Genomic DNA, 20075 nt, shown 5'->3' on the forward strand with positions numbered 1-20075 from the left:
GATAAGACATCAAAATTCACAATTGTAAAAAATGATGGCCTATCTTAATAAAAATTGTGCTAAGGGAAAGGAAAGAAAATCAATGAAAACTGTTTTAACTAAAATCAAAGGTATCACCCCATTATTGATGCACAGATTCCCGATGGCGGGGGCAGACGATACGTCAAAAAGACGCACCGGCGTACCAGATTGGAAGGCAGAGGCTGAACTATCGTTATACAAGGATGATCATGGACAAATTTATCAGCCAGCGAGCCATATTGAAGCCTCGCTTAAAGAGGCCAGTAAAACACTAAAAATACCAGGCAAACGAGGGGCAACCTATTCAAAACTCATTGGTTCCGCTGTCTCTGTTTCCCCTGATGCTATCACTCATTTGATACAGAATTATGAAACCGATAGTCGTCCTGTTGTCATACAGAAAGCACGGATAGTACGTTACAGACCAATATTTAAGGAGTGGGAATTAGAATTTGAAATCAATATTGGAGATGAACAAATTCCTATTGAGGTTGTTAAACAGGCCTTAGATCATGCCGGACTATACGTAGGGATAGGTGATTTTCGCCCAGGACGTGGGGGTAAATTCGGTAAATTCATAGTTACAAAATTTATTGAGCAATAATGCAGCATACAGGGTAGGGCGGGGCATGGTCTGGTAAGGCACGGTGGGGCTAGGACGGACCGGGCGGGGAGGGGTAAGGCAGGGCAGGGTAAGGTTTTAAAAAGTGAGGAGATGATAAAAATGAGACATCTTAAAGCAGTCTGGCCGGATGGTTCTTTTATTGAAGGCATTCGTCCCAAGAATAGACTATTCGAGAGCCCCGGCACGCATCATTTAATAGTTACCGAAACGAATCTTGATAAACAAAATTTAATAGGTAAGCGAGTCGCTATTCCGATTTGCGGACCTCAGTATTGGGTGGTTATGGAATAAACACAAAAAAGAGGAGTGAACAGCATGGAAAAAGCAATTGTAAATTGTCCTAAGGTCGTAACGTTCGGCCAGATACGGTCATTTAAATCCAAGCAGATTATAGAAGAAGGTGAACCGGTCTGGCTGGATATAGAGTTCGAGGCATTTTTAGAGCAGTATGAACTAAAACTGCTGCTGGATATCAATAAAATGAGATATCCGATTGATTTCATAGCGGTTTCATTTGCTGGAACGGATGAAAATACCCCTCACAGAGTAGTTACGTTTGAAGAGATAGACGACGTTCAGATGAAACCATCTGTAAACGTACCTGGGCGTGGGCAGAATAATCCAGGCTCGATGCTAAGTGCCTTAATCCATGGAAATATTAAGCCAATCATGCGGGTATCGTTTAGCGCAAACGTGCCCGAGAACTATCAGGAACCCCGAATCGCTTCATCAACCATGGGAGTAAAAACAATCATATTCAACTTTATGGGGACTAAATAGAGAGGTGAATTTATGAGCAGGACAGGTGTTGTTGAACGGGGAGAGGATGATTTTAACCTACGAATGCTTCAGAATGAACTGGATATCTGCGCCGAGGAAATGGGAAGCGCTGGCTGTGAAGGGTGTTCATGCCAGCGCCTCTGTGACCGTTTATGGGCGTCAATAAAGCCCGCCAGAGATAATATGCTGTCAGTGGATGAGTATTTTGATTACAGCCGGAAGTTTAAAGAGCTTCGGGCGGCAAGATACTGCCGCCAGTATTTGCCGTTGATTATCGCCTGAATGACAGGATTACGCCTAAAACAGTACCGGCTGATATAGGCCAGAGTAAAAACCACTTGATTACAGACCATCCGCCATCCAGAAATGAATAATCCCATGCTACCAGTTTCGGTAAAGCGTGGGTGAAAAACCCGATTAAACCGTTTGTGAAATTCGCAATTGTAATGCCAATATTGGCCATCGTGCTATCGGTATAACTCATTACCTGGAACCCCAGTAAGGCATTAAAAAAATTCTGCTCGGCAGTACCTATCCAAACACCGTCAAGTATCAGACACATAGCATTGCCGATTACGAAGGCAAATACTACCCATACCAGCCATTGAGGACGCATCAGAGACTCACCGTCTTTCTGTTTACCAGTTCAGTAGCCGCTACGACTACAAATGGCAGGACTGTCCATAAATCAGCTCCCAAAGCGGCAGACAAGAACCCTGTCCAGATACCACCTGCGATGATACATGGCAATAATTTACGGGTTACTCCGAACGATATCATGGTAATAGCAGCTCCGCCGCCGAATATAAACGGATACCAGACAAATTCAAGCGGGATACCTGCTTCGGATATAATCTCATTTATAGGGGACAGGAATTCAAGCCGGTCAGGATCCAGCGCTCCGAAAAATCCGGCAGGCGTATCAGAAATTTCATCATCATCTATAATCTGAATACCTTTGTCATCTCCAGAAACTACTAATGCGCTCAAATTGTAGGCGTTGTAGCTGATTATAGCTGCCGAGACATCCGCATCGGTGGTTGTTGTCCGGAATGAGGGCGTGGCATCATTACTATTCCCGGATAGATCCGTAAATGTAGTGGCGTATTGCCATTCCCACGAGCCTTTTAATACCCCACCAATCGTTATTTTAGCGTAGTACAGGTAAGGCATGGATCCGTTAGCCCCGATAACCCAGTTATTGGCATTATCAGTAATAGAGCCAGCATAAGCGGCAGAATCAGCCAATATATTGTCAACGTATAAAGAAAATGTTCCCCCGGATAAAACAGTTTTTACTGTATGGTCGCTAGATATTATTCCGGTAGCTGTTAGTGTTACAGCAGGAGTATAGCCACCTACAACAAAATAATAATCATAACTGTCTGCTGACCAAGTTACGCCGCTGTCCGATGACGAACACTTAGTTCCACTGGCATAAGCATCCGAATTTTCTGACCACACCTTAATATAATTAGAAGCGTCTCCAGTCGGGCAAGAGAAAGCCAAGGCATAAGAAGTTCCGGAACTTAATTTTGCTGACTGACTTAAGTAAAATGTTTGGGCGCCAGCTGACCCACTGATAGTAGATGCGCTAATTGATCCAGTTGCAAGCGCAGTACCAGTTGGCACTCCTCCAGATACGGCGTAGATATATACATTAAAATTTCCGCTTGGCGCTAATATTTTCTGACACCATAATGTAATACTGTTGACATATATATCGCTAATAGGGATAAAAGTTTGTCCATACCAATTTGCTCCGTAGACTCTGGATGTGGTGGCTGAATAATATGTGGCTTGGCTAATATTTGCTGCTGATCCGATTAGCGCAACAATTTCGCCTGCATTATTCGGGTAGCAAATATAAGCACCGCCTTTGTCGATTATTAATTTGCTGGTCCCGCTGGATGTATTTATATACCCACTCAACTCAATCTCAAAATCACTCCCCAGCTCCAAAGACGCAGAATCAACAACGCTCATACCGGCTGTGTCAGGGAAATAGGCCAGTTTACCGCCCATAGCAGTTTCACCGCCTGTATACAGGCTGTAATTAAGAACGGAATTCTGCGCTATCTGGTCAATCCACATAATCCACGGATCAGATCCTTGCCCGGGCATAAAAGGTATGTCATTACCGATGGAATCACGCAGGGCCAGATTAGTAAAGCCCGAATTAATGTAATACCCGTCCAGCAGGCTTTGGGTCGACCAGGTAAACGGCGCTGACACTTTCATGGCCGTATAACTGCTATTGGTAGCCCGGATATCCGCCCGGTATATAGCATCTGTTATATCAGACGCTAAGATAGTGCCCGGCCCAATCAGCACGGACATGACAAACATACTGACTGCGATAATAAATTTTTTCATGCGTGTTTACCCATCAATAAATATCCCAGATACAGAGCATTAAGCAGCGTCAGAATGGCCAGAATAGCCGGATGCAAAAAACCCATCAGAGTTGAGCCATTCAACACATGGATGCCCGCAATCATAGCCGCCTGGTTGTCTGACCATTTGCTCTGTCCCCAGACAAACAATAGAATAACCAGTACTCCCACCCCGAAGCTGGTCACTATCTGCCAGTCCATGGAGAACAGTTCGGCCAATCCGGCTAGAAACGCTCCTACTACTGTTCCGTCCCATTGCAGTTTCCATTCATCAATTTTAATCGGGTTCCAGTCACGGTCTGAAGTATCAATAGTCTGGTTTTGCACCGAGAATATTTTGGGGCACATTGTCTGTAATCCAGGGATTGTGCCCTTGCCATAGGCCGCGCCGGTATCGTTTAAGATCGTGCCCTGATTAGTTTCAGTAAGGAGTTTGACCGCCCAGTTGATTTCCAGGGTACGGCATACCTCTATAACCCAGTTGCCCATCAGCACCTGATTCTCTGATTTAGTATCAAGCTGACTGTAATCAGAGCCGGTCAGGGTATAATTAACCTCCGGCGGGCTCCCCCAGTATTGTGGAGAGCCAACCATTTTTACTATCAGAGCAGCTTCCCATACGGGTGAATTATCAGCTGTAAAATAGAAGGCTGAATATCCCATGCCATAGCCGGAGTCAGCATAAGCGTAGGGTTCTACCGCTCCCAGCTGGGTTACTCCGTCAGTATCCATTAAGCGGAAGTGGAACAACTTGTTAGCCGGAGTAGTAGGCTGTCCAGAATCATAAGCAATAGTGTATTTAAATGCATACAGACTATCGCCGGCCTCAACGATATTATGAACCACTTGCACATCGTCTATTGAGAAGGTGGTAGGAGTAGTGGGATCAGCCGCCATTACCTGGGCAGCAGGACTTCCCAGTACCAAGACTACCGCCAGTAATAAGCCGCAAAGCACCTTTTTCATAGTGATTTATCCCTGGCCAGGCGTTTATGCAACACTCCCATTGTTTTGGGACTAACACCCTGTTCGATTAAATCATCCATAATCCGGCGGTCCATTTCCCGGTGTTCTACCTCATCTTTGGGCGACAACGGCTCTTCTTCCAATTGTCCCGGCCGCAGGTCAATTCGGGTTGTCGGTTTGATTATTTCAAACTTTTTCATACCCTCAAATATATCTACAGCCGCGAAAGTATCATAGTATTCGCGAATAGGCTTGGCAGTCAGCAATTTCGTCTTCAGCTGAGACCAGGGTTTACCGGTAAAAAAACCCAGGCAGTCAAAGGTCACCCAGCGGATTATTTCGCCTCTTTCCAGCTTGCGGTCTTTTCCCCAAGGCGACCAGTATAAGTCCCAGCATAGGGTTAAGAGATGGGTCTTATTACGCATCCGGTAATACAGATCGCCCCATTCCTGAATGGTATAGTTAAAGCCCATGCCACTTTTGCGCCGCTGTTTGGCGATATACGACATAAGCAGATTGAACATTGACATAGAACGTGACGAATCCATGAAGTTGTCTATTTCATCAATAGAGACTATATGCCCCCTGAAATTCTCTATCGGGGTCATAATCATCTGTTCCATGGTGACCGGATGGGAGAGCAGGATTCGCTGGCCTTCAGAATCCCTCTCTTGCCGCAGATAAATATTGTAGCCCGGGAAAGTAGCAACCTGTCCATCCTTGGCAAGATGTAATACATCAAGATAGGTCATACCTATACTTTTTCCGGAGCCTTCTGGACCGATAAATCCCCAGTTAAACGGCATCTTTCCCCCTTACGGTCCCCGATCATCTTTGGCGTCACGGTTTGCCGCCAGTTTCTTTGAGGTATAAAGCTCAGGTGCAATCCGCTGTGATAGCGCCATCACGACTTCCTTGCGGGCCATCCCGTCTATGGAGACATTGGCGGCCATTTTGAAAAGAAGTTTTTCTTCTCCTTCTTTGTCATTGGTGGCTTTACAGCGTGACAGGTATTCGACCGCGGAATTTACCTGCCCCTCATTCTTGAAACAGGTTCGCATAAGCAGTTTGAGAGGCGTTTCACCGGGGTCTACCAACTCCTTAATAACTGACGGGACTTGAGCGTCACCTATCAAATTTTGGACGTCATCGACATTTATGCCACTGCCGTTGCCATTGTGGTTAGACGATGACTGGAAAGGGGTAAATCCGTTTTCAGTGCCAAATGGAGTTTTCCTAGCCATTTATGCCCCCGTTCCTGTAAAAGAGCTATAAATGAGGTAGATAAAAAACAGGAGAGCCAGCACAATCGCTACCTGCAAACCTATTTTTATGCGTTCAGGCCATGGATTGGTACGGGAAAATAGCTCTTTCACTAGGTAAGTCCAGTCCAGATATCGATATGTCCGTTCAGGCGGCTCTTTCATTTCAGCCGGTACCCGGTATTCACTGAGAACACCATTTACAGACTGATACAAAAATACTGTCTGCCCCCTGAAGCGCCAGCGCCGGCCGGCGGCATTTTCTATATGCTGAAGGCTGAAACCGTTTTCACGGTCCAGCACCAGAGTATTCGGTTTAAGATTGTTATTATTTTTATTCTTCATAATTATTACCCCGGTAAATGGAGTGTGCCGTTAGAGATAAGCCCCACTATGACCATCAGAATAAACAGCAGGGTTATGGATAAAATTGTTATAGGAAGCCAGTTATTCAGCCATGATTGCTTGTGCTCTTTATCCAGGCTGACATGAGCCTCTTCCCTGCACTCATGAGAGATTGCATTAACTAGTTCACGTATGGATTTGGCATCACGTATATTTTCTTTTGTCCCGCCGAGAAGCACGGGGGCTGTATCCCGTTCGTTTATTACCAGAGTTGACGGTCCGATACCGTTTTCCCCTGGGATTAGAGCGTCAGGGAAAAGCACCCATGCCTCCCGGGTATCTTCATCTACAGCCACGCCCTTATATACCGGCAGATCTGGTTCCAAGATACGAGAGTCTTCGGTAAGTTTGAGTGACGGTTGTATCCGCTTTGTTTTCTGCCAGGGCATGCTCATAGTAAAGAGTGGGGACTAAGAATATTTCTTGCCGGATTTGCTTTTGCTGGAGCTTCTAGCGCCACGCACACCCTGGAATGTGAGCAGACCGCCGCCGAAGATCATGGCAACCAGGATCAGAAGAGGCAGCACGTTAGCAAACGGCTCGAGGCCGGTGTAATCGGCTATGTTGGCATCCCCGGTAATAGCGGCCACCCCGTCCAGGATGATCGGATAAATTACCAATGAAACCGCTATAGCAGCAACACCCAGGACGACCTTCCAAATATTTCCCACTTTATTCACCTCCTCTCATTACTGTGTATTTAAAAAATGGACAATCAGCTAAAGTTTCAGGCCATCACCCGCGGCCTTTGACGCTTGACCAGATTCCGGCAACTAAGACTGAAATAATCGCAACCAATATCAACAGAGGAATAATGCCCGCGAATGCTCCCATACCGGTAAAGCCGGTCAAGGCATCGTGTTCGTAGGTAATAGTCAGAGTCCGTGAATCCTCAGCTGCTAGACCAGTCACGGTTAAAGTTTTGGTAGCTTGAGTCCATGTGCCGGCAACAGGAACATCAGTAACCTCATCTGAGGTAATGGATATAACCGAAGTATTGACGTTGTTATAAAGCTCATACGTAAGTACAACGCCCGCTGAGGTTTCACCCGCTCCGGTGGCCACAGCCGCTTCGGTCTCAACATACCTGTCAGTCTGGACGTCATGGGTACTGTCCATAACCATGGGGAAAATAATGAAAACGACTGCAATGCCAATAATTCCGATGACTACCCCAAATATCTTCTGCAAAGCCTTCTCACCCCCTTCCATAACAAAATATTTTTCTGTTATTTGCGATTGTAGAGGGTATTTTTTTATTTAAGGTCTACTCAAGTAGGCGTTAATCAGATAAATCTTTAATAAAATTAAGAAAATCTTTACTGAGGGATTTGGACATGTACACTGTAACTATGAATGCAGAAAAGCCGGAGAGGCAGAGAATGCCGGGCAAGACCCATGCAGTACTGGGGCTGAAAGAATCATCACACGAGGTGCTCTCGTTTGTTGACGATATCAAGTACCTCAGAAAAAAGGTGGGACCGCGCTCCCTGGCCAGAAGTTTGGGTGTCAGTAAAATGACTGAACTTTACTGGTCGCGGGGTGAACGGCTGCCGTCTAATCCAATGTTATATGAGAGTGTAAAAGGATGGGCGGAGAGGGAACGGGCAATAGATGCTGCGGCGGTTAGTTAAATTTATATCTGTTATAGTCCTGCTGGCTGGCCTGATTATTCAGCCGGCTGCTTCGGTAACAGCAGCTGACCAGCTGACCGTCCACTTCGAGCGTATCTACGAAAGCCCGGTCAGTGTGACCTTCCGTGTCACTATCACCAATGAGGGTAAAGCCCTGCCCGACCTGCCGCTTGAAGTCCTATTTGACGGATTGAATGTCTCAGACCTATCTCGTCTTACTATTACAGAGCTGACCATAAATGAATATCAGGTCAGTTACCCTACCCAGTTTGAAACTATTGAAGAGAGTTATACTGCTACCGGTAAATTGGTACTCAGTATAGATGCCAGCGGCCAGACCCTATACCAGGATGTTTCACTTCCGGTTATGGATAAATCAGGTAACCTGGTTTCATCCGGAGGGGAAATTATCAAATCAGGTGCCTATGATAGGATAGATCAGAAAACAGGTACGGTGTACTGGTTTACGGATATCCCGGTTGCCTGGCAAACCAGTACTATACAGGAGATTATCCCTATAGAATTGGCTGACTGGACAGCAAAATCCAAGTCTCTTAAGGACAATAAACTTAAGACCTCTATATCTTTACCTGAAAAGAGCCTGGAAAAGAACCCTAAAGGTGATACCGGCTGGGGCAGCGGTACCCGGGTATGGGACGTCACCTTATCTCTTCCCCTGCTGACTACTGATAGCGGATGGGGCAGTCAGGGACTGATGAAATGGGATTTAGCCGGCACAATCTACTATGATGATACTAACTCCAGCTGGTGGAATAATAACTGGCTGTACCGCCGTTTTATCGCCCTGGATATGACCACAATCTCCGAAACTCTGACCAATTTCCCGGTGTATATCAAACTGGATTCCACCAATTTTGATTTTAGCCGGGCACAGGATAATGGAGAGGATATCCGTTTTACAGATGGGGTGAGTAACCTGGATTATGAGATTGTCAGCTGGGATTCTGTATCTGAAACAGCTGAGATTTATGTCAAGAATCCTGTTCAGCTGGCCAATGTGGCTACTGATGGCATATATATGTACTACGGGAATAAGGCCGTCAGTGATGGACAGAATCCCGCCGGTGTCTGGTCAAACGGATATGTGGCTGTGTACCATATGTCTGATGCCAGCTCTACCCTAATAAATAGCTCCGTAGGCAGCCTGCCAGGTACTAAATCCGGCGATATGGCCGCACAAACCGCCGGACTGCTGGGGTATGCCCAGTACTTTGACGGAATAAATGACCAGATAATCGTTGCCTATAATGCCATTCTGGATATTACCAGCGGCAGCGTAGAAGCGATTATCCTGCCTGACAGCGCCGGTACAGACGGCTATATCTTTGCTAAGGGCAACCCTGCCCTGGGCTACTACTGCAATACCCGCTATATTGGCAGCATAAACCGGATAGAATGGGCGGGACCATCAGCTGTCCAGAGTAATAATGTTTTTACCGATACTGACTGGACATATATTTCGTTTACCTGCAATGGCCGGGCTATCAGCTTCTACCATAACGGCACTGCCGCCGGATCACAGACCCTGAGCTCTGACCCGGACACTAATACTGACGGGTTATATATTGGCAACCGGATGGGCGGCAGCAGCGGCAGCACCTATTTTGACGGTCTGATTGATGAACTGCGTATCTCGGGTGTTGTCCGCTCGGCTGCCTGGTTGGCTGCTACTAATTTAAACCTTATGTCTCCGGATACTTTCCTCATTTTCGGCACAGAAGAGGGAAAGCCGGCAGATCCGGCTAACCTCTCAGCTGATATCTCAGGAAATAATATTGAACTGACCTGGGTAAAAGGTGACCTGTCCCTGTCTACGGTCATTGTACGGGGCAGTCTGCATTATCCGGAATCACCAGATGATGGCCTGGTAGTATATGACGGCCCGGCTGAAAGCTTCACCGATACCGGTGCTGCCGGAGAACTAAGCACTCACTACTACAGAGCCTGGGGATATTCCGGCTGGGGATATTCGGACGGATACAGCCAGGACAGAACGGAGGGAATCATGATTGGAGTTATCATTACCCTGGGACTGATAGCTATTGCCTATATAAAGCGGGATATCATTATGACTATTATCGCCGGGATATCCCTGCTGCTCTTAGGCTACGGCATTATAGATCCGGATATTGGCGGAAATGCCATTATACAGGCTCTGCCTATTATCCTGATGAGTGTTTACATGATAATCCGGGCAGCCATCTACGCTACTAACAGAAGAGAGGTATGATATGTCCATATTATATGATCCTTCAAATCCTGTAAGCGGGTCTTCCAGCCGGGCAAAACTGATTGAAAATGTCTCAGGCCGTGATGCAGTTATTATCAAAGCGGCCGAAAAACAGCGCAATGGACAGGCTATCCAAAAAAACACTACCGGTCAGTCTGATGTATCGGTCAAAGTAGCTAATGATATCTGGACTATAACCGCTCCCGGCGGGTTAAAGTACGAAATCAATACCAAGAACGCGGAAGGAGATGTTGCCCAGTATATAAATAACTTTCTGGTCAACGCTCAGGCTCCGGATAATATTATCCAGGGCGCGGCGGAGCAAGTCCCCGTGATAAAATCCAGTGGCAGAGCTATAACAGTAGAGAGTGAAGCGGCAGGCAGCAGCAAAGGAGTAGCTGAGCAAGAACCTAAAGTAGGAGATAAGAAATTCACTGCCATAACTGAAGAGAGTTTAGCGGCCGGCAGTGGCAAAACGTACACATATGAGCCGGTAAATGATTCTGATGCCGGCACCGATAACAGCTCTGATACCACAGGTACCGATAACAATGTTAAGGTCACAGTGGATAATTCTACCGCTTGGACGTTTACTACCCCCAATGGCACAGTCTACACCGTGCCTATGGCGGGCTTAGCCTGGTCAGACCCCGCCAAAATGCACGAATATATAACAGAGTACCTCGCCAGCATCGGCGCGCCCGCAAATGTCATCCTAGCGGCTGTGGAAAGAACACCAGATGTACTTCAAAATGCCCAGCTCCGGACTGATGATATAGACGAGCTCAAAAATACCCTGGCCGGCATGGATAAATCTACCGCCACCGCTAAGGCTCTGGCAGCTTTTATTGATGCCAAGGGTTTTTCATCCCTTTCGCCTGAAGAGCAGTTTAAAAAGGCGATTGAATACGGTTTGATACCGGCTGATTCGGTCTATGTACCGCCTGATTCCGGATATAACGTAGGCCAAAACGCACCGCCCGGAATGCCTGATGACGTGGCTGTAAGCCTGGGGCTACTGCCATCAAATGAACAGATTGAATATAACGCCCCCAATTTTGACTGGGCGTATATGCCCAAAAATGAAGCTGATAAGTATTTTGCTGAACTTAAAGAGATTGTGGGTTATGATGTTAGCTCTGATAACCTCAAACAAGCTATGCGTGAAGCAAATGAAATTGTAACCAGGCAGAACCTACAGGCCAGCTCAAAGTCTATATCAGACGCGGTACTGGAAAATATTGCGAAGCAGAAACTATCCGGGCAACTAAGAATGGCTGACCTGTTAGGTATGAAACCGTCTGATATCTATAACAAAGACGGCAGCCTGAATTCTGCCAGAATAGCTACAATTCTAGGTGGCCAACCCAGTGACTACAAGACGATTGATGACGTCCTCAGAAAATCAGCAGACCAGGATTCAGGATTAGCCCGTGATATTATTAAAGAGATCTTTACCTTTGGGCAAGCCCAAACCAAGACATTCAACAGAGATGATCTATCCAAAGAATACGATAAGGCCGCCTGGCAAGCCGGAATCAAAGGCATGGAAATGGCCGAGAGTAAAGAGGAATTCATTACCCGGATAATCAAGCAGCAAAACACCGGGGAAGTTCTCAAAGATTTTACGATCTATATGATTCCCATAGTCGGCACATTGTATTCAATCGGTAAGGGCGATTCCGGCGGTCAAATAGCCCTGTCAGCTGCTATTGATGTGGCTACCTTTATCCCATTTATCGGACAAGCAGCTGCAATAGCCAGAGCTGGAGCTAGACCCGCCGCGGCATTGGGTAAAGCAATATTGGCAGAAGTTAAAGCGCCTCTGACCAGTGTCCTACACCCATTGGCAACTGCTAAGGTGGCTCTATCCCCGTTTGAAACCATGATTATGCCCCGTAAGATCCCTCTAAGCTCAGCTGAATTGAGCTTCCATACCGTCCGTCTGCCCGTTGTTGATGTCGGCGGTAAAAAAGCGCTTGCAATGGCCCTACGGGATGAAATAACTAAAAAGGCCATCGCGGGTAAAACAGCCAAAGCTACAAAAGAGGGTGTAACAGCGGAAATACAAACAACCGCTCTGAACAAAACCATAGCTCCGGCCGTAATCAGCGCTACTCCGGATGTCCGCCCCTTTTTAGACGGCCTGACTGTGGGCGTAGTCAAGGATGATGTAAAAGGAGCTGCTTCTGTAGGTAAAGGTAGAGATTTATTTGTATCTCCTTCTTTGCATACCAAGTTTTCTATGTCTACAGCCGCTGGCGTTTCAGGTTCTAAAGGCGCTCTCAAAGGCGCAATTATTATCAGAGACCCGGAATTACTTTCAAAGCTGAAAATCTCCGGCAAAACATGGGCCGGCACAGCCGAAATAGAGATGCGTCTGCCCGCCGGTACGGTATTGCCAAAACCAGACCAGCTTTTATATTCCCGTGATGCTTATGGAGATCTCTTACATATACTGGTAATTAACGGCAAGGCCTCTCCGCTTACGCAGACAGAAATAAACCAGATGAAGATTATCGGTTCAGCTGATACTCTAAAGAATATATTTAATCCGGGTACAAAAGCCAAGGTCAGCAAAAAAGCAGGTAAAACTACTCCTTACGATGAGTTAGTTGAAGCTCAAAAAAATGTAACTCAGATCAAAAAGCAGCTGGAACAGCTTAAGAAGACAGGTCGAATCAGCCCTCTATCAGAAGGAACATACGCCCTGGGTGATTTGCACGGCAAATATAACCAGGTAATGCATACGCTCACCAGAGAAGGCTTCGTAGATGAGGCCGGCAACTGGATAGCCAAAGATACAACCCTTGTACAGGCCGGTGATATTGTAGACCGAGGTTATGGCGGCACTAAACTGATTAATAAGATGCAGGTTCTTGACGCACAGGCTAGTAAAATGGGCAGCCGTATAACTACTCTCATGGGTAACCATGATATAGTATTCGGAGCAGTAGCAAGAGAGCTGAAAACTCTGCCTCCGGAACTGCTTAGCCAGGCAGGCAAGGTACGTTCGAAAGAGTTGCTTGGTAAATACGCCGAATATTTTAGAAGTACAGGTAATGAAACTTCAGCTAAATTAATGGAACTCTTTGCTGATGGCCGCGGGCATGTGGCTGAGGCCTTATCAGCTGATAGTAAAACTCTGGAATGGCTCAAAGATCGCCCTGCAATGTACGTAAAGGATGGGGTTCTATATGTCCATGCAGATAGCCCTAATGTATATATGCAGCTCTTAAAAGAAGCTAAAATCAAAGGGTTTAAAGGCAGCAATCTTGAGATCGTAAACAAATACACTAAAGAACTGGCTAAGACCACCGAAGGATCTAAGCATTTTTATGACTTGATGGTCAAAAACCGCTATCAGATGACTAAAGAATCAGCAATGGAAATGCTGAAAACATTTGATGCTGAAAGACTCGTTCATGGGCATACACCTCAAGGTGGCCGCATAACTTCCAAGTATGACGGATTAGTGACGAATATTGACTCAGGATCCGGTACCAACGGCGTATCCAAAATACATCATATAGGTGAACAGAATATCAAATTAGTTCGTAATAAAGCCCGGGCTATAACACGCGCCGAGATGGAAGCTGAATATGCTCGTGCTATGGAAGAATTCAGGATGCGGGACATGGCCGTCAGACGTGGCTATACGGTGCCTTATACAGTAGGAGGTTTCGTAGGGAAAGCTGTAGCAATATCGGCACGCCCTCAACAATCGAGCCGCAGGATAGCTACATCAAAAGAAGCCCGTGCAACATCTGAGCTAAGACGCCCTATACCAAATAATAGAAGAATAGATACCCTCCCTCGCCGCGGTGGAACTGGTATAAGGGTCACTGATAATCTATCGCGTTATACTAATACCAGCCAGCGAATAAGTACCTCTGCAACCAGGGTGCCCAGTGAAGGGCGTGTAAATCCTCCTGAGACAAGAGTTAATCCTCCTGTCAGTAATCCGCCGCCACGTCCCCCAATAGGTACTTATACGCCAAAAGAGCCTGATAAAAAAAGGCAAGTGACTACTGAAATAACACGCCCTAAACTGAAAAACGGAGATGTAGCATGGAGACAGGGGGCTTTGGGCAGTGGTGGCGATCAGCGCCCGGTCTGGTATATAAAACGTGCTGATGGTCATGTTGAAATAGTATTCCAACCGCCTGAAGATGCCCCCAGGCTTGAAGGTACTCCGGAAGAAACATTCTTTACTCGTGGCAAAAAGCCACCCACTAATCTTACTCAGGAAATGGGTGTTACCACTGCTAAAATTGATATTGAACGTAATCCGGAGATAAGGTTTGTTCAGGCAAAAGCACCAAAGATTAAGCAGAGTATTCCCAGGCATATTCGCCGCTCAATTGGTATGTGACCAACTAAAGTACTATTGACAGATGTTATAAAGCGGAATTAATATGAGCTATGGATATTGTATTGGCTCTCATTATAGGGGCAGTAGGAGTTGGGTTCTTATTCGCTCTAGCATATTTATTTGGTTCTTTACAAGGCCATATAGATAATCTGCGACGGAGATACTACTATATCGGTTACCACAATATTGTTGATAATTCTAAAATGATAGTATCTGGTCCTTATGAAACATCTGAAGAGTCCTTAGAATTTGTTATAGGTAAGCCATATATCGCATATGCTTTCCAGTACAAATTAAAAACCTTAGATGTCACAACAGCAGCAAATCAGATTTCTAATGGGGCTAAATACGCCCAATTATATGAGTTAACTCGCCCGCCCAATATCAATAATTAGCCAGTGACAAAGTGTCACAAATATTCCCAGATATAGAAAGAGGCCGGGTAAAATACCCGGTCTCTTTGTTCTAAAGGTAAAAGATAATAGTGATTGTATTTGCAGGGATTATTACTTTGTTTGCCTATTATAAGGCGACTGATTGTTGGGCCTTAAAGAAATACCCATCTCTCCTGCTGCACTATATATTGCATCTGGAGTTCTTCCTAGCTTTAAAGCTATCAATCTGGTCGGTGTATTCCCTGCGGCCAATTCGCGCAATATTTTGGTATCGTTATCATCCCATCGTTTACCATTATTCTTTGCTGAATTACTCATGATTATCTCCATTCTTTCTTTTTAAAATTCAAGTCTCCTTAAATATCTTTTACCTCTTATTTAATTATAACAAAGTATGCAAAATATTTTTACAGCTTTAGATTATCAACCGGGCTAAACTTCTTATGCGCTTCAGCTGCTGCTTCTGATTGTAACGAAGCCGCATAACGTCTGGTCATGGCCAATGTAGTATGTCCAAGCATTGATTGCACTTGGAATAAATCCCCGCCATTCTTTATCGACAATGTCGCGGCCGTATGGCGAAAGGTATGCGGCGAGTTACGGACATCCTTCAGCCCGGCTCTTTCGCCTAATCTATGAATAGCCAAATATATACCTTTAGGCGTGAGAGTCTTACTGTCAGTAGTAACCCAAAGAGACGGATTATTATCAACTCGGGCATGTAGATATTTATAAACTGCCATCTGGGTGCGTTTAGAAATTCCCACAACACGCTGTTTACGTCCCTTACCCCAGACGCTGATTGTTTCTCTATCTACATCAATATCTGAAATATTGATGTTCGCAAGCTCCCCTAACCTAATCCCATTATCAATTAACACCAGCATAATAGCCCGGTCACGTAAACTCAAAATACCTCGCCCTTCACACGCTAAAAGCAACGACCTTAGTTCATCCGGATAGTAAGGCCGAATTATTTTTTTGGGAACTTTTGGCGGACGGATAGGAGCCATCGGGCTAAAACTGATAACACCTTCTCGTGTTAGCCAATTGAAAAAAACTTTAATAGAGCGATAATAACCGTGGACACTTACCGGCTGACAAGTTTCCTGTTTGGTAAGTAAAAATCCTCTTATATGTGAGGCAGTAACTTCTTTTGGATCTGTAAGACCAAGAGCTACCATGTAATCGATTATCTGACCAATCTTCTGCCGATAATCAAAAATAGTCCTGCGGGATAAATCTTCAACACGGCATGCCAAAAGAAATGCTTCAAGGTGACGTCTAAGACCAGTGGATACAATCAGGGTATCAAGTTTACGTATAGTTCTATCGTGAGCTTGGGGTGCAATCAGGGTATCTTTCACCGCACTTTTTGGACAGCCGCCGGTGTATTTAGCTTTAAAGTAGGCCGTACAGGTCTCGAACCTGTGACCCTCTGATTAAAAGTCAGATGCTCTACCAACTGAGCTAACGGCCCACAAACAGAGGTTATTTTAGCATCGTTGGGTAGGTTTTGACAAACTTTAACCAGCTATTTATCAGGTATTTTTAAAATATTTGTTACTTGCGGCAAAATATCTGCTACTTGGCAGGTGCTTCAGCCGTAATAACATTGGCTTCAGCTACAGGTTTACGCTTGCGGCGTTTCCAGCCCAGACCTTCCAGAAAATCACCGATAATTATTTCCTGATATGATTCATGGCGTAAAGATAAATCCGGGTTGATGCGGTATTTTATGCCGCGCCCTTCTTTTTTCTTGGCAATGTAGCCCTCGGCCTCAAGGTCGGCAATAATTTTCCTGACAGCCCGTTCGGTAATATGTATATTTTCAGCAATTTCACGGGCGGTGATACGTGAATGTCTGGCTAAAAAGCTTAGCACCAGTGCGTGGTTCGTGAGAAAAGTCCAGCTAGCCATTCGTAACTCCCCTTAAATTTATGCCCAATTTTACCATTTGACAAGGTCTTTGATTAGTGATAAATTATTCATGTTTTAGATATCATAACTATATATACATGAATATTAGAACATCTTGATTGTAAACTATTTTGTTCATGCATGCAATATCTAAAACTGACAACGTAGGTGTTGCCACATCGGGTACATTAGAGTGCACGAAAGGGGGTGACTACAATGGTTGACAAAAAACCCATGGCTCCTGCTGCCAAGCCCGGCGCTCCCGCTGCCAAGCCCGTTAAAAAGTAACTGGTAATCAACTGATGGTAAAGGGCAGGAGAATCTCTCTCGCATCAAGGGTGATTCTCCTGCATTATTTTTGAATATGCTCTGGTTGGCTTTATCTATATTCGTTACCACCATTCTGTTAGTGGTATTTAAACCTCGGCCGTTTAACGAAGCCGGGGCTATTTGTTTTGGGGTCTTTTTAATGCTTGTGCTGGGGCTGATTCCCCTGTCAAGTATCGGGCAGACTTTAGCTACCAACCTGAACATTTTATTTTTCTTCCTCGGGCTCATGCTGGTTAGTTATTTCGCAGAGTTGTCCGGTTTTTTTGATTCGGCCGCTAACTTGGCTCTGAAGCTTTCAAACGGCAGCTCTTGGCGGCTGCTGGGGCTGGTTTTTGCACTGGGTATTGTTATCACTATGTTTATGTCAAATGATGCCACTGCCCTGCTCTTAACCCCGGTAATTTTTATGCTTGTCCAGCGCTACGGGCTGAAGCCTTTGCCATATGTATTTGCCTGCGCTTTTGTGGCTAACGCAGCCTCATTTATCTTCCCTTTTTCCAATCCGGTAAATCTACTGGCGGTAGATAAATTCGGCCTTAGCCTAAGTGAATATCTGGGATTTATGTTAATCCCAGCCCTGCTTGCTATTACCATTATGATAGTCATATTTTACTTTATTTTCCGCCGTGACCTTAAAGCGGGGTTTTCACTGGTAACGGCTAAGGCGGTTGTAGCAAATAATTTTTCTCGCTCGGTCAGGCTGGCATTGGTTTTTCTGGCAATAGGCTGCCTTTTAACTTCGTTTATGGGGTGGCCACTGGCAATCCCTCTTATGCTGACTGCATTTATTCTGATGGGCATAACCCTATTCTATAAAAAAATGGATTTCGGGCATCTTCGGCAGTCTGTTTCATGGTCAATACTGCCCTTTGTACTGGGATTGGCTTTTATGGTAAACGGATTGGAAAATGCCGGAATTACTTCGGCACTGGGGAATTGGCTTTCCGGCACTATGGCCGGCGACAACCAGCTGGAAACAGGGCTAATTACCTCTTTCGGGACAGCTATCGGTTCTAACCTTATAAATAACTGGCCGATGATGATGGTCTCAGTATCCAGTTTATCCGCCATAACTGATATCAGCGGCGGCAATGCATGGCTGGTGTATCAGGCTATTTTGGGCGCAGATTTGGGGCCTAATCTGCTGATAATGGGTTCTCTGTCCACCATGCTCTGGCTTATGCTCCTGCGGAAACGGGGGCTGATAATAAAGCCCCTGGATTATACCAGACTGGGTCTTATTATAACCCCGCCGTCTCTGTTGGTATCTACATTTGCCATATTTCAATTAGGAAAACTGAGTAATTAAGATGAAAAATATCACTCGCCAGAGTTTAGATAACAGCATCAAAGACGGAGCGGCCTATTCAGCCATGCTGGGGCTGACCCAGGATTATGTAACACCTTTTGCATTGGCACTAAAGGCATCCGTACCCCAGATAGGCATACTTTCAGCACTACCCAACCTATCCATTGCTTTTTCACAGCTGTTTGCCCCGTTCCTGTCCGAGAAGGCCAAAAGCCGCAAAGCCTTTGTGCTTAAGGCCGTATTGCTGCAAGCGGTATGTTTTATACCGGCGTTCATTCTGCCTGTTCTTTTCAGTGACTACGGGGTGTGGTGGCTGATACTCTGGTACACTTTGGGGACTATGTTCGGCTCACTGGGTAATCCGGCCTGGTCAAGCCTGATGGCAGACCTTGTCCCCGGCCCTATCCGCGGGCGTTTTTTCGGCTACCGCGGCATGATAGCCGGCATTATGACTCTGGCTTTTTCACTTTTGAGCGGGCTGCTGCTCCAGATAAGCGCAAATACCCTCTTTTTGGGTTTTGGCCTTATATTTTTCGGTGCCAGCTTAGCCCGTTTTATTTCAAGCTTCTTTTTAAACAAGATGGAAGACCCTCAGGCTAAAACCCCGGTCAAAGACAATGTCAGCATGAAAGCCCTGTTAAAGGGTCTAAACACAACCCCCATGGGCAAATTCATATCTTACTCAGCCCTAATAAACTTCAGCACTTATATTGCCGCACCGTTTTTTGCGGTCTACATGCTGCGTGAGCTTGGCTTCGACTATCTGACATATATAATAGTAATATCCTCAGCCTCAATAGCCAATTTTGTGTTTATGAAGGTTTGGGGGCGGGTTTGTGATATCTGCGGCACGGTAAAGATACTTAAGCTCTGCAGCATATTTGTACCGATAGTACCGCTTTTATGGATGTTTAGCCATAATACATATTACCTGATAGGTGTTCAGGCACTTTCAGGCATTGTCTGGTCAGGTTTCCTGCTGTCAGGCACAAATTATATCTTTGAAAGTTCCAACCGCCGTAACCGGATGCGCGGTTTTGCCCTTTACACCGGGGGAAACAGTCTGGGTATTGCGCTGGGTTCACTTGTCGGCGGTTTATTGGTTAGCATACTGCCCCAGATTAACGGCTACCATATGCTAAGCCTGTTTTTAGTATCTGTAATAGCCAGGGCAGCAGTAATAGGTCTGCTGATAAACGGAATAAAAGAGCTTAAACCGGTAAATACCTCTATATATCAGTTGTTTATATCCGGGTGCAAACTGGACGTACTGGCTCTTAGATTAAAAGCTGTGTTTCAGGCAATACCCCAGCTGCCGCGTCTTTTCCGCCAGCCTCTCCGCTCCGGAATGGTAATCCGCATATTCCAGCTTATCATCCGTTTTTAAAGAGCAAACAGTCCACTTT

21 protein-coding genes and 1 tRNA gene are annotated in these 20075 nt (G+C 45.6%); 9 read left to right on the top strand and 13 right to left on the bottom strand.

The window, feature by feature from the left end; genetic code table 11:
• Nucleotides 1-31: 31 nt before the first annotated feature.
• The 3 genes from DET_RS04635 to DET_RS04650 all read left to right on the top strand — a co-directional run bounded on the left by DET_RS04635 (nt 32) and on the right by DET_RS04650 (nt 1708).
• The gene (locus DET_RS04635) at nt 32-625 is read left to right on the top strand and encodes a hypothetical protein (RefSeq protein ID WP_010936059.1); all 594 of its coding nucleotides are present in this window, start codon (nt 32-34) and stop codon (nt 623-625) included.
• 336 nt (nt 626-961) lie between these two features.
• Nucleotides 962-1426: a hypothetical protein gene (locus tag DET_RS08665; RefSeq protein ID WP_041223320.1), complete on the top strand. Its 465-nt coding sequence runs from the start codon at nt 962-964 to the stop codon at nt 1424-1426.
• 12 nt (nt 1427-1438) lie between these two features.
• Nucleotides 1439-1708, top strand: a complete 270-nt coding sequence (locus DET_RS04650; protein ID WP_010936061.1) for a hypothetical protein — start codon at nt 1439-1441, stop codon at nt 1706-1708.
• Here the strand turns inward: DET_RS04650 and DET_RS04655 are convergent.
• The 9 genes from DET_RS04655 to DET_RS04695 all read right to left on the bottom strand — a co-directional run bounded on the left by DET_RS04655 (nt 1698) and on the right by DET_RS04695 (nt 7646).
• Nucleotides 1698-2042, bottom strand: coding sequence for a hypothetical protein (locus DET_RS04655; RefSeq protein ID WP_010936062.1), 345 nt, complete (start codon nt 2040-2042; stop codon nt 1698-1700). The two genes, DET_RS04650 and DET_RS04655, sit on opposite strands and share 11 nt — an antisense overlap.
• A complete protein-coding gene (locus DET_RS04660; RefSeq protein ID WP_010936063.1) occupies nt 2042-3802 on the bottom strand; it encodes a hypothetical protein in 1761 nt (586 codons plus the stop codon). The genes DET_RS04655 and DET_RS04660 overlap by 1 nt, the downstream gene beginning before the upstream one ends.
• The gene (locus DET_RS04665) at nt 3799-4788 is read right to left on the bottom strand and encodes a hypothetical protein (protein WP_010936064.1); all 990 of its coding nucleotides are present in this window, start codon (nt 4786-4788) and stop codon (nt 3799-3801) included. Before DET_RS04665 ends, DET_RS04660 begins: the two co-directional genes overlap by 4 nt.
• On the bottom strand, nt 4785-5594 hold the full coding sequence (locus tag DET_RS04670; protein WP_010936065.1) for a hypothetical protein: 810 nt from the start codon (nt 5592-5594) through the stop codon (nt 4785-4787). The genes DET_RS04665 and DET_RS04670 overlap by 4 nt, the downstream gene beginning before the upstream one ends.
• Before the next feature lie 9 nt (nt 5595-5603).
• Nucleotides 5604-6032: a hypothetical protein gene (locus DET_RS04675; protein ID WP_010936066.1), complete on the bottom strand. Its 429-nt coding sequence runs from the start codon at nt 6030-6032 to the stop codon at nt 5604-5606.
• Nucleotides 6033-6395, bottom strand: coding sequence for a hypothetical protein (locus DET_RS04680; protein WP_010936067.1), 363 nt, complete (start codon nt 6393-6395; stop codon nt 6033-6035).
• A gap of 5 nt (nt 6396-6400) precedes the next feature.
• Nucleotides 6401-6781 carry a hypothetical protein gene (locus DET_RS04685; protein WP_148184965.1) on the bottom strand — a complete coding sequence of 127 codons (381 nt, stop codon included), beginning with the start codon at nt 6779-6781 and terminating at the stop codon, nt 6401-6403.
• An 84-nt stretch (nt 6782-6865) separates the two neighbouring features.
• On the bottom strand, nt 6866-7126 hold the full coding sequence (locus DET_RS04690; RefSeq protein ID WP_010936069.1) for a hypothetical protein: 261 nt from the start codon (nt 7124-7126) through the stop codon (nt 6866-6868).
• Between the two features lie 64 nt (nt 7127-7190).
• Nucleotides 7191-7646, bottom strand: coding sequence for a hypothetical protein (locus tag DET_RS04695; protein ID WP_010936070.1), 456 nt, complete (start codon nt 7644-7646; stop codon nt 7191-7193).
• A gap of 146 nt (nt 7647-7792) precedes the next feature.
• On the opposite strand from DET_RS04695, the gene DET_RS04700 reads away from it, so the two are divergent.
• Genes DET_RS04700 through DET_RS04715 form a run of 4 tightly spaced genes read left to right on the top strand, consistent with a single transcriptional unit; the run spans nt 7793 to nt 15110 of the window.
• Complete coding sequence (locus tag DET_RS04700; protein ID WP_010936071.1) at nt 7793-8089, top strand: hypothetical protein; 297 nt, start codon at nt 7793-7795, stop codon at nt 8087-8089.
• Nucleotides 8070-10340 (top strand): DUF2341 domain-containing protein, encoded by a 2271-nt coding sequence (locus DET_RS04705; protein ID WP_010936072.1) that lies wholly within the window; start codon nt 8070-8072, stop codon nt 10338-10340. Before DET_RS04700 ends, DET_RS04705 begins: the two co-directional genes overlap by 20 nt.
• 1 nt (nt 10341) lies before the next feature.
• On the top strand, nt 10342-14715 hold the full coding sequence (locus DET_RS04710) for a metallophosphoesterase (RefSeq protein WP_010936073.1): 4374 nt from the start codon (nt 10342-10344) through the stop codon (nt 14713-14715).
• Nucleotides 14716-14765: 50 nt separating this feature from the next.
• Entirely contained in the window at nt 14766-15110 is a 345-nt protein-coding gene (locus DET_RS04715; RefSeq protein WP_010936074.1) for a hypothetical protein, read from the top strand.
• Between the two features lie 111 nt (nt 15111-15221).
• On the opposite strand, the gene DET_RS04720 is transcribed toward DET_RS04715, so the two are convergent.
• From DET_RS04720 to DET_RS04735, 4 genes are all read right to left on the bottom strand, one after another.
• On the bottom strand, nt 15222-15428 hold the full coding sequence (locus DET_RS04720; RefSeq protein WP_041223432.1) for a hypothetical protein: 207 nt from the start codon (nt 15426-15428) through the stop codon (nt 15222-15224).
• An 89-nt stretch (nt 15429-15517) separates the two neighbouring features.
• A complete protein-coding gene (locus DET_RS08555; protein WP_010936075.1) occupies nt 15518-16477 on the bottom strand; it encodes a tyrosine-type recombinase/integrase in 960 nt (319 codons plus the stop codon).
• 40 nt (nt 16478-16517) lie between these two features.
• Nucleotides 16518-16590 (bottom strand) — tRNA-Lys (locus DET_RS04730).
• A gap of 104 nt (nt 16591-16694) precedes the next feature.
• Nucleotides 16695-17030, bottom strand: a complete 336-nt coding sequence (locus tag DET_RS04735; RefSeq protein ID WP_010936611.1) for a helix-turn-helix transcriptional regulator — start codon at nt 17028-17030, stop codon at nt 16695-16697.
• 364 nt (nt 17031-17394) lie between these two features.
• On the opposite strand from DET_RS04735, the gene DET_RS04740 reads away from it, so the two are divergent.
• The gene (locus tag DET_RS04740; protein ID WP_010936612.1) at nt 17395-18669 is read left to right on the top strand and encodes an ArsB/NhaD family transporter; all 1275 of its coding nucleotides are present in this window, start codon (nt 17395-17397) and stop codon (nt 18667-18669) included.
• A 1-nt stretch (nt 18670) separates the two neighbouring features.
• Nucleotides 18671-20056, top strand: coding sequence for an MFS transporter (locus DET_RS04745; RefSeq protein WP_041223370.1), 1386 nt, complete (start codon nt 18671-18673; stop codon nt 20054-20056).
• The last annotated feature ends 19 nt before the right edge of the window (nt 20057-20075 follow it).

This window comes from Dehalococcoides mccartyi 195, from assembly GCF_000011905.1.
Classification (GTDB): Bacteria; Chloroflexota; Dehalococcoidia; order Dehalococcoidales; family Dehalococcoidaceae; genus Dehalococcoides; species Dehalococcoides mccartyi.

What these genes read in the sequence shown, in the direction of transcription:
- DET_RS04635 (WP_010936059.1), top strand. Translation starts at nt 32, where the DNA reads ATGATGGCCTATCTTAATAAAAATTGTGCTAAGGGAAAGGAAAGAAAA.
- DET_RS08665 (WP_041223320.1), top strand. Translation starts at nt 962, where the DNA reads ATGGAAAAAGCAATTGTAAATTGTCCTAAGGTCGTAACGTTCGGCCAG.
- DET_RS04650 (WP_010936061.1), top strand. Translation starts at nt 1,439, where the DNA reads ATGAGCAGGACAGGTGTTGTTGAACGGGGAGAGGATGATTTTAACCTA.
- DET_RS04655 (WP_010936062.1), bottom strand. Translation starts at nt 2,042, where the DNA reads ATGCGTCCTCAATGGCTGGTATGGGTAGTATTTGCCTTCGTAATCGGC.
- DET_RS04660 (WP_010936063.1), bottom strand. Translation starts at nt 3,802, where the DNA reads ATGAAAAAATTTATTATCGCAGTCAGTATGTTTGTCATGTCCGTGCTG.
- DET_RS04665 (WP_010936064.1), bottom strand. Translation starts at nt 4,788, where the DNA reads ATGAAAAAGGTGCTTTGCGGCTTATTACTGGCGGTAGTCTTGGTACTG.
- DET_RS04670 (WP_010936065.1), bottom strand. Translation starts at nt 5,594, where the DNA reads ATGCCGTTTAACTGGGGATTTATCGGTCCAGAAGGCTCCGGAAAAAGT.
- DET_RS04675 (WP_010936066.1), bottom strand. Translation starts at nt 6,032, where the DNA reads ATGGCTAGGAAAACTCCATTTGGCACTGAAAACGGATTTACCCCTTTC.
- DET_RS04680 (WP_010936067.1), bottom strand. Translation starts at nt 6,395, where the DNA reads ATGAAGAATAAAAATAATAACAATCTTAAACCGAATACTCTGGTGCTG.
- DET_RS04700 (WP_010936071.1), top strand. Translation starts at nt 7,793, where the DNA reads ATGTACACTGTAACTATGAATGCAGAAAAGCCGGAGAGGCAGAGAATG.
- DET_RS04705 (WP_010936072.1), top strand. Translation starts at nt 8,070, where the DNA reads ATGCTGCGGCGGTTAGTTAAATTTATATCTGTTATAGTCCTGCTGGCT.
- DET_RS04710 (WP_010936073.1), top strand. Translation starts at nt 10,342, where the DNA reads ATGTCCATATTATATGATCCTTCAAATCCTGTAAGCGGGTCTTCCAGC.
- DET_RS04715 (WP_010936074.1), top strand. Translation starts at nt 14,766, where the DNA reads ATGGATATTGTATTGGCTCTCATTATAGGGGCAGTAGGAGTTGGGTTC.
- DET_RS04720 (WP_041223432.1), bottom strand. Translation starts at nt 15,428, where the DNA reads ATGAGTAATTCAGCAAAGAATAATGGTAAACGATGGGATGATAACGAT.
- DET_RS04735 (WP_010936611.1), bottom strand. Translation starts at nt 17,030, where the DNA reads ATGGCTAGCTGGACTTTTCTCACGAACCACGCACTGGTGCTAAGCTTT.
- DET_RS04740 (WP_010936612.1), top strand. Translation starts at nt 17,395, where the DNA reads ATGCTCTGGTTGGCTTTATCTATATTCGTTACCACCATTCTGTTAGTG.
- DET_RS04745 (WP_041223370.1), top strand. Translation starts at nt 18,671, where the DNA reads ATGAAAAATATCACTCGCCAGAGTTTAGATAACAGCATCAAAGACGGA.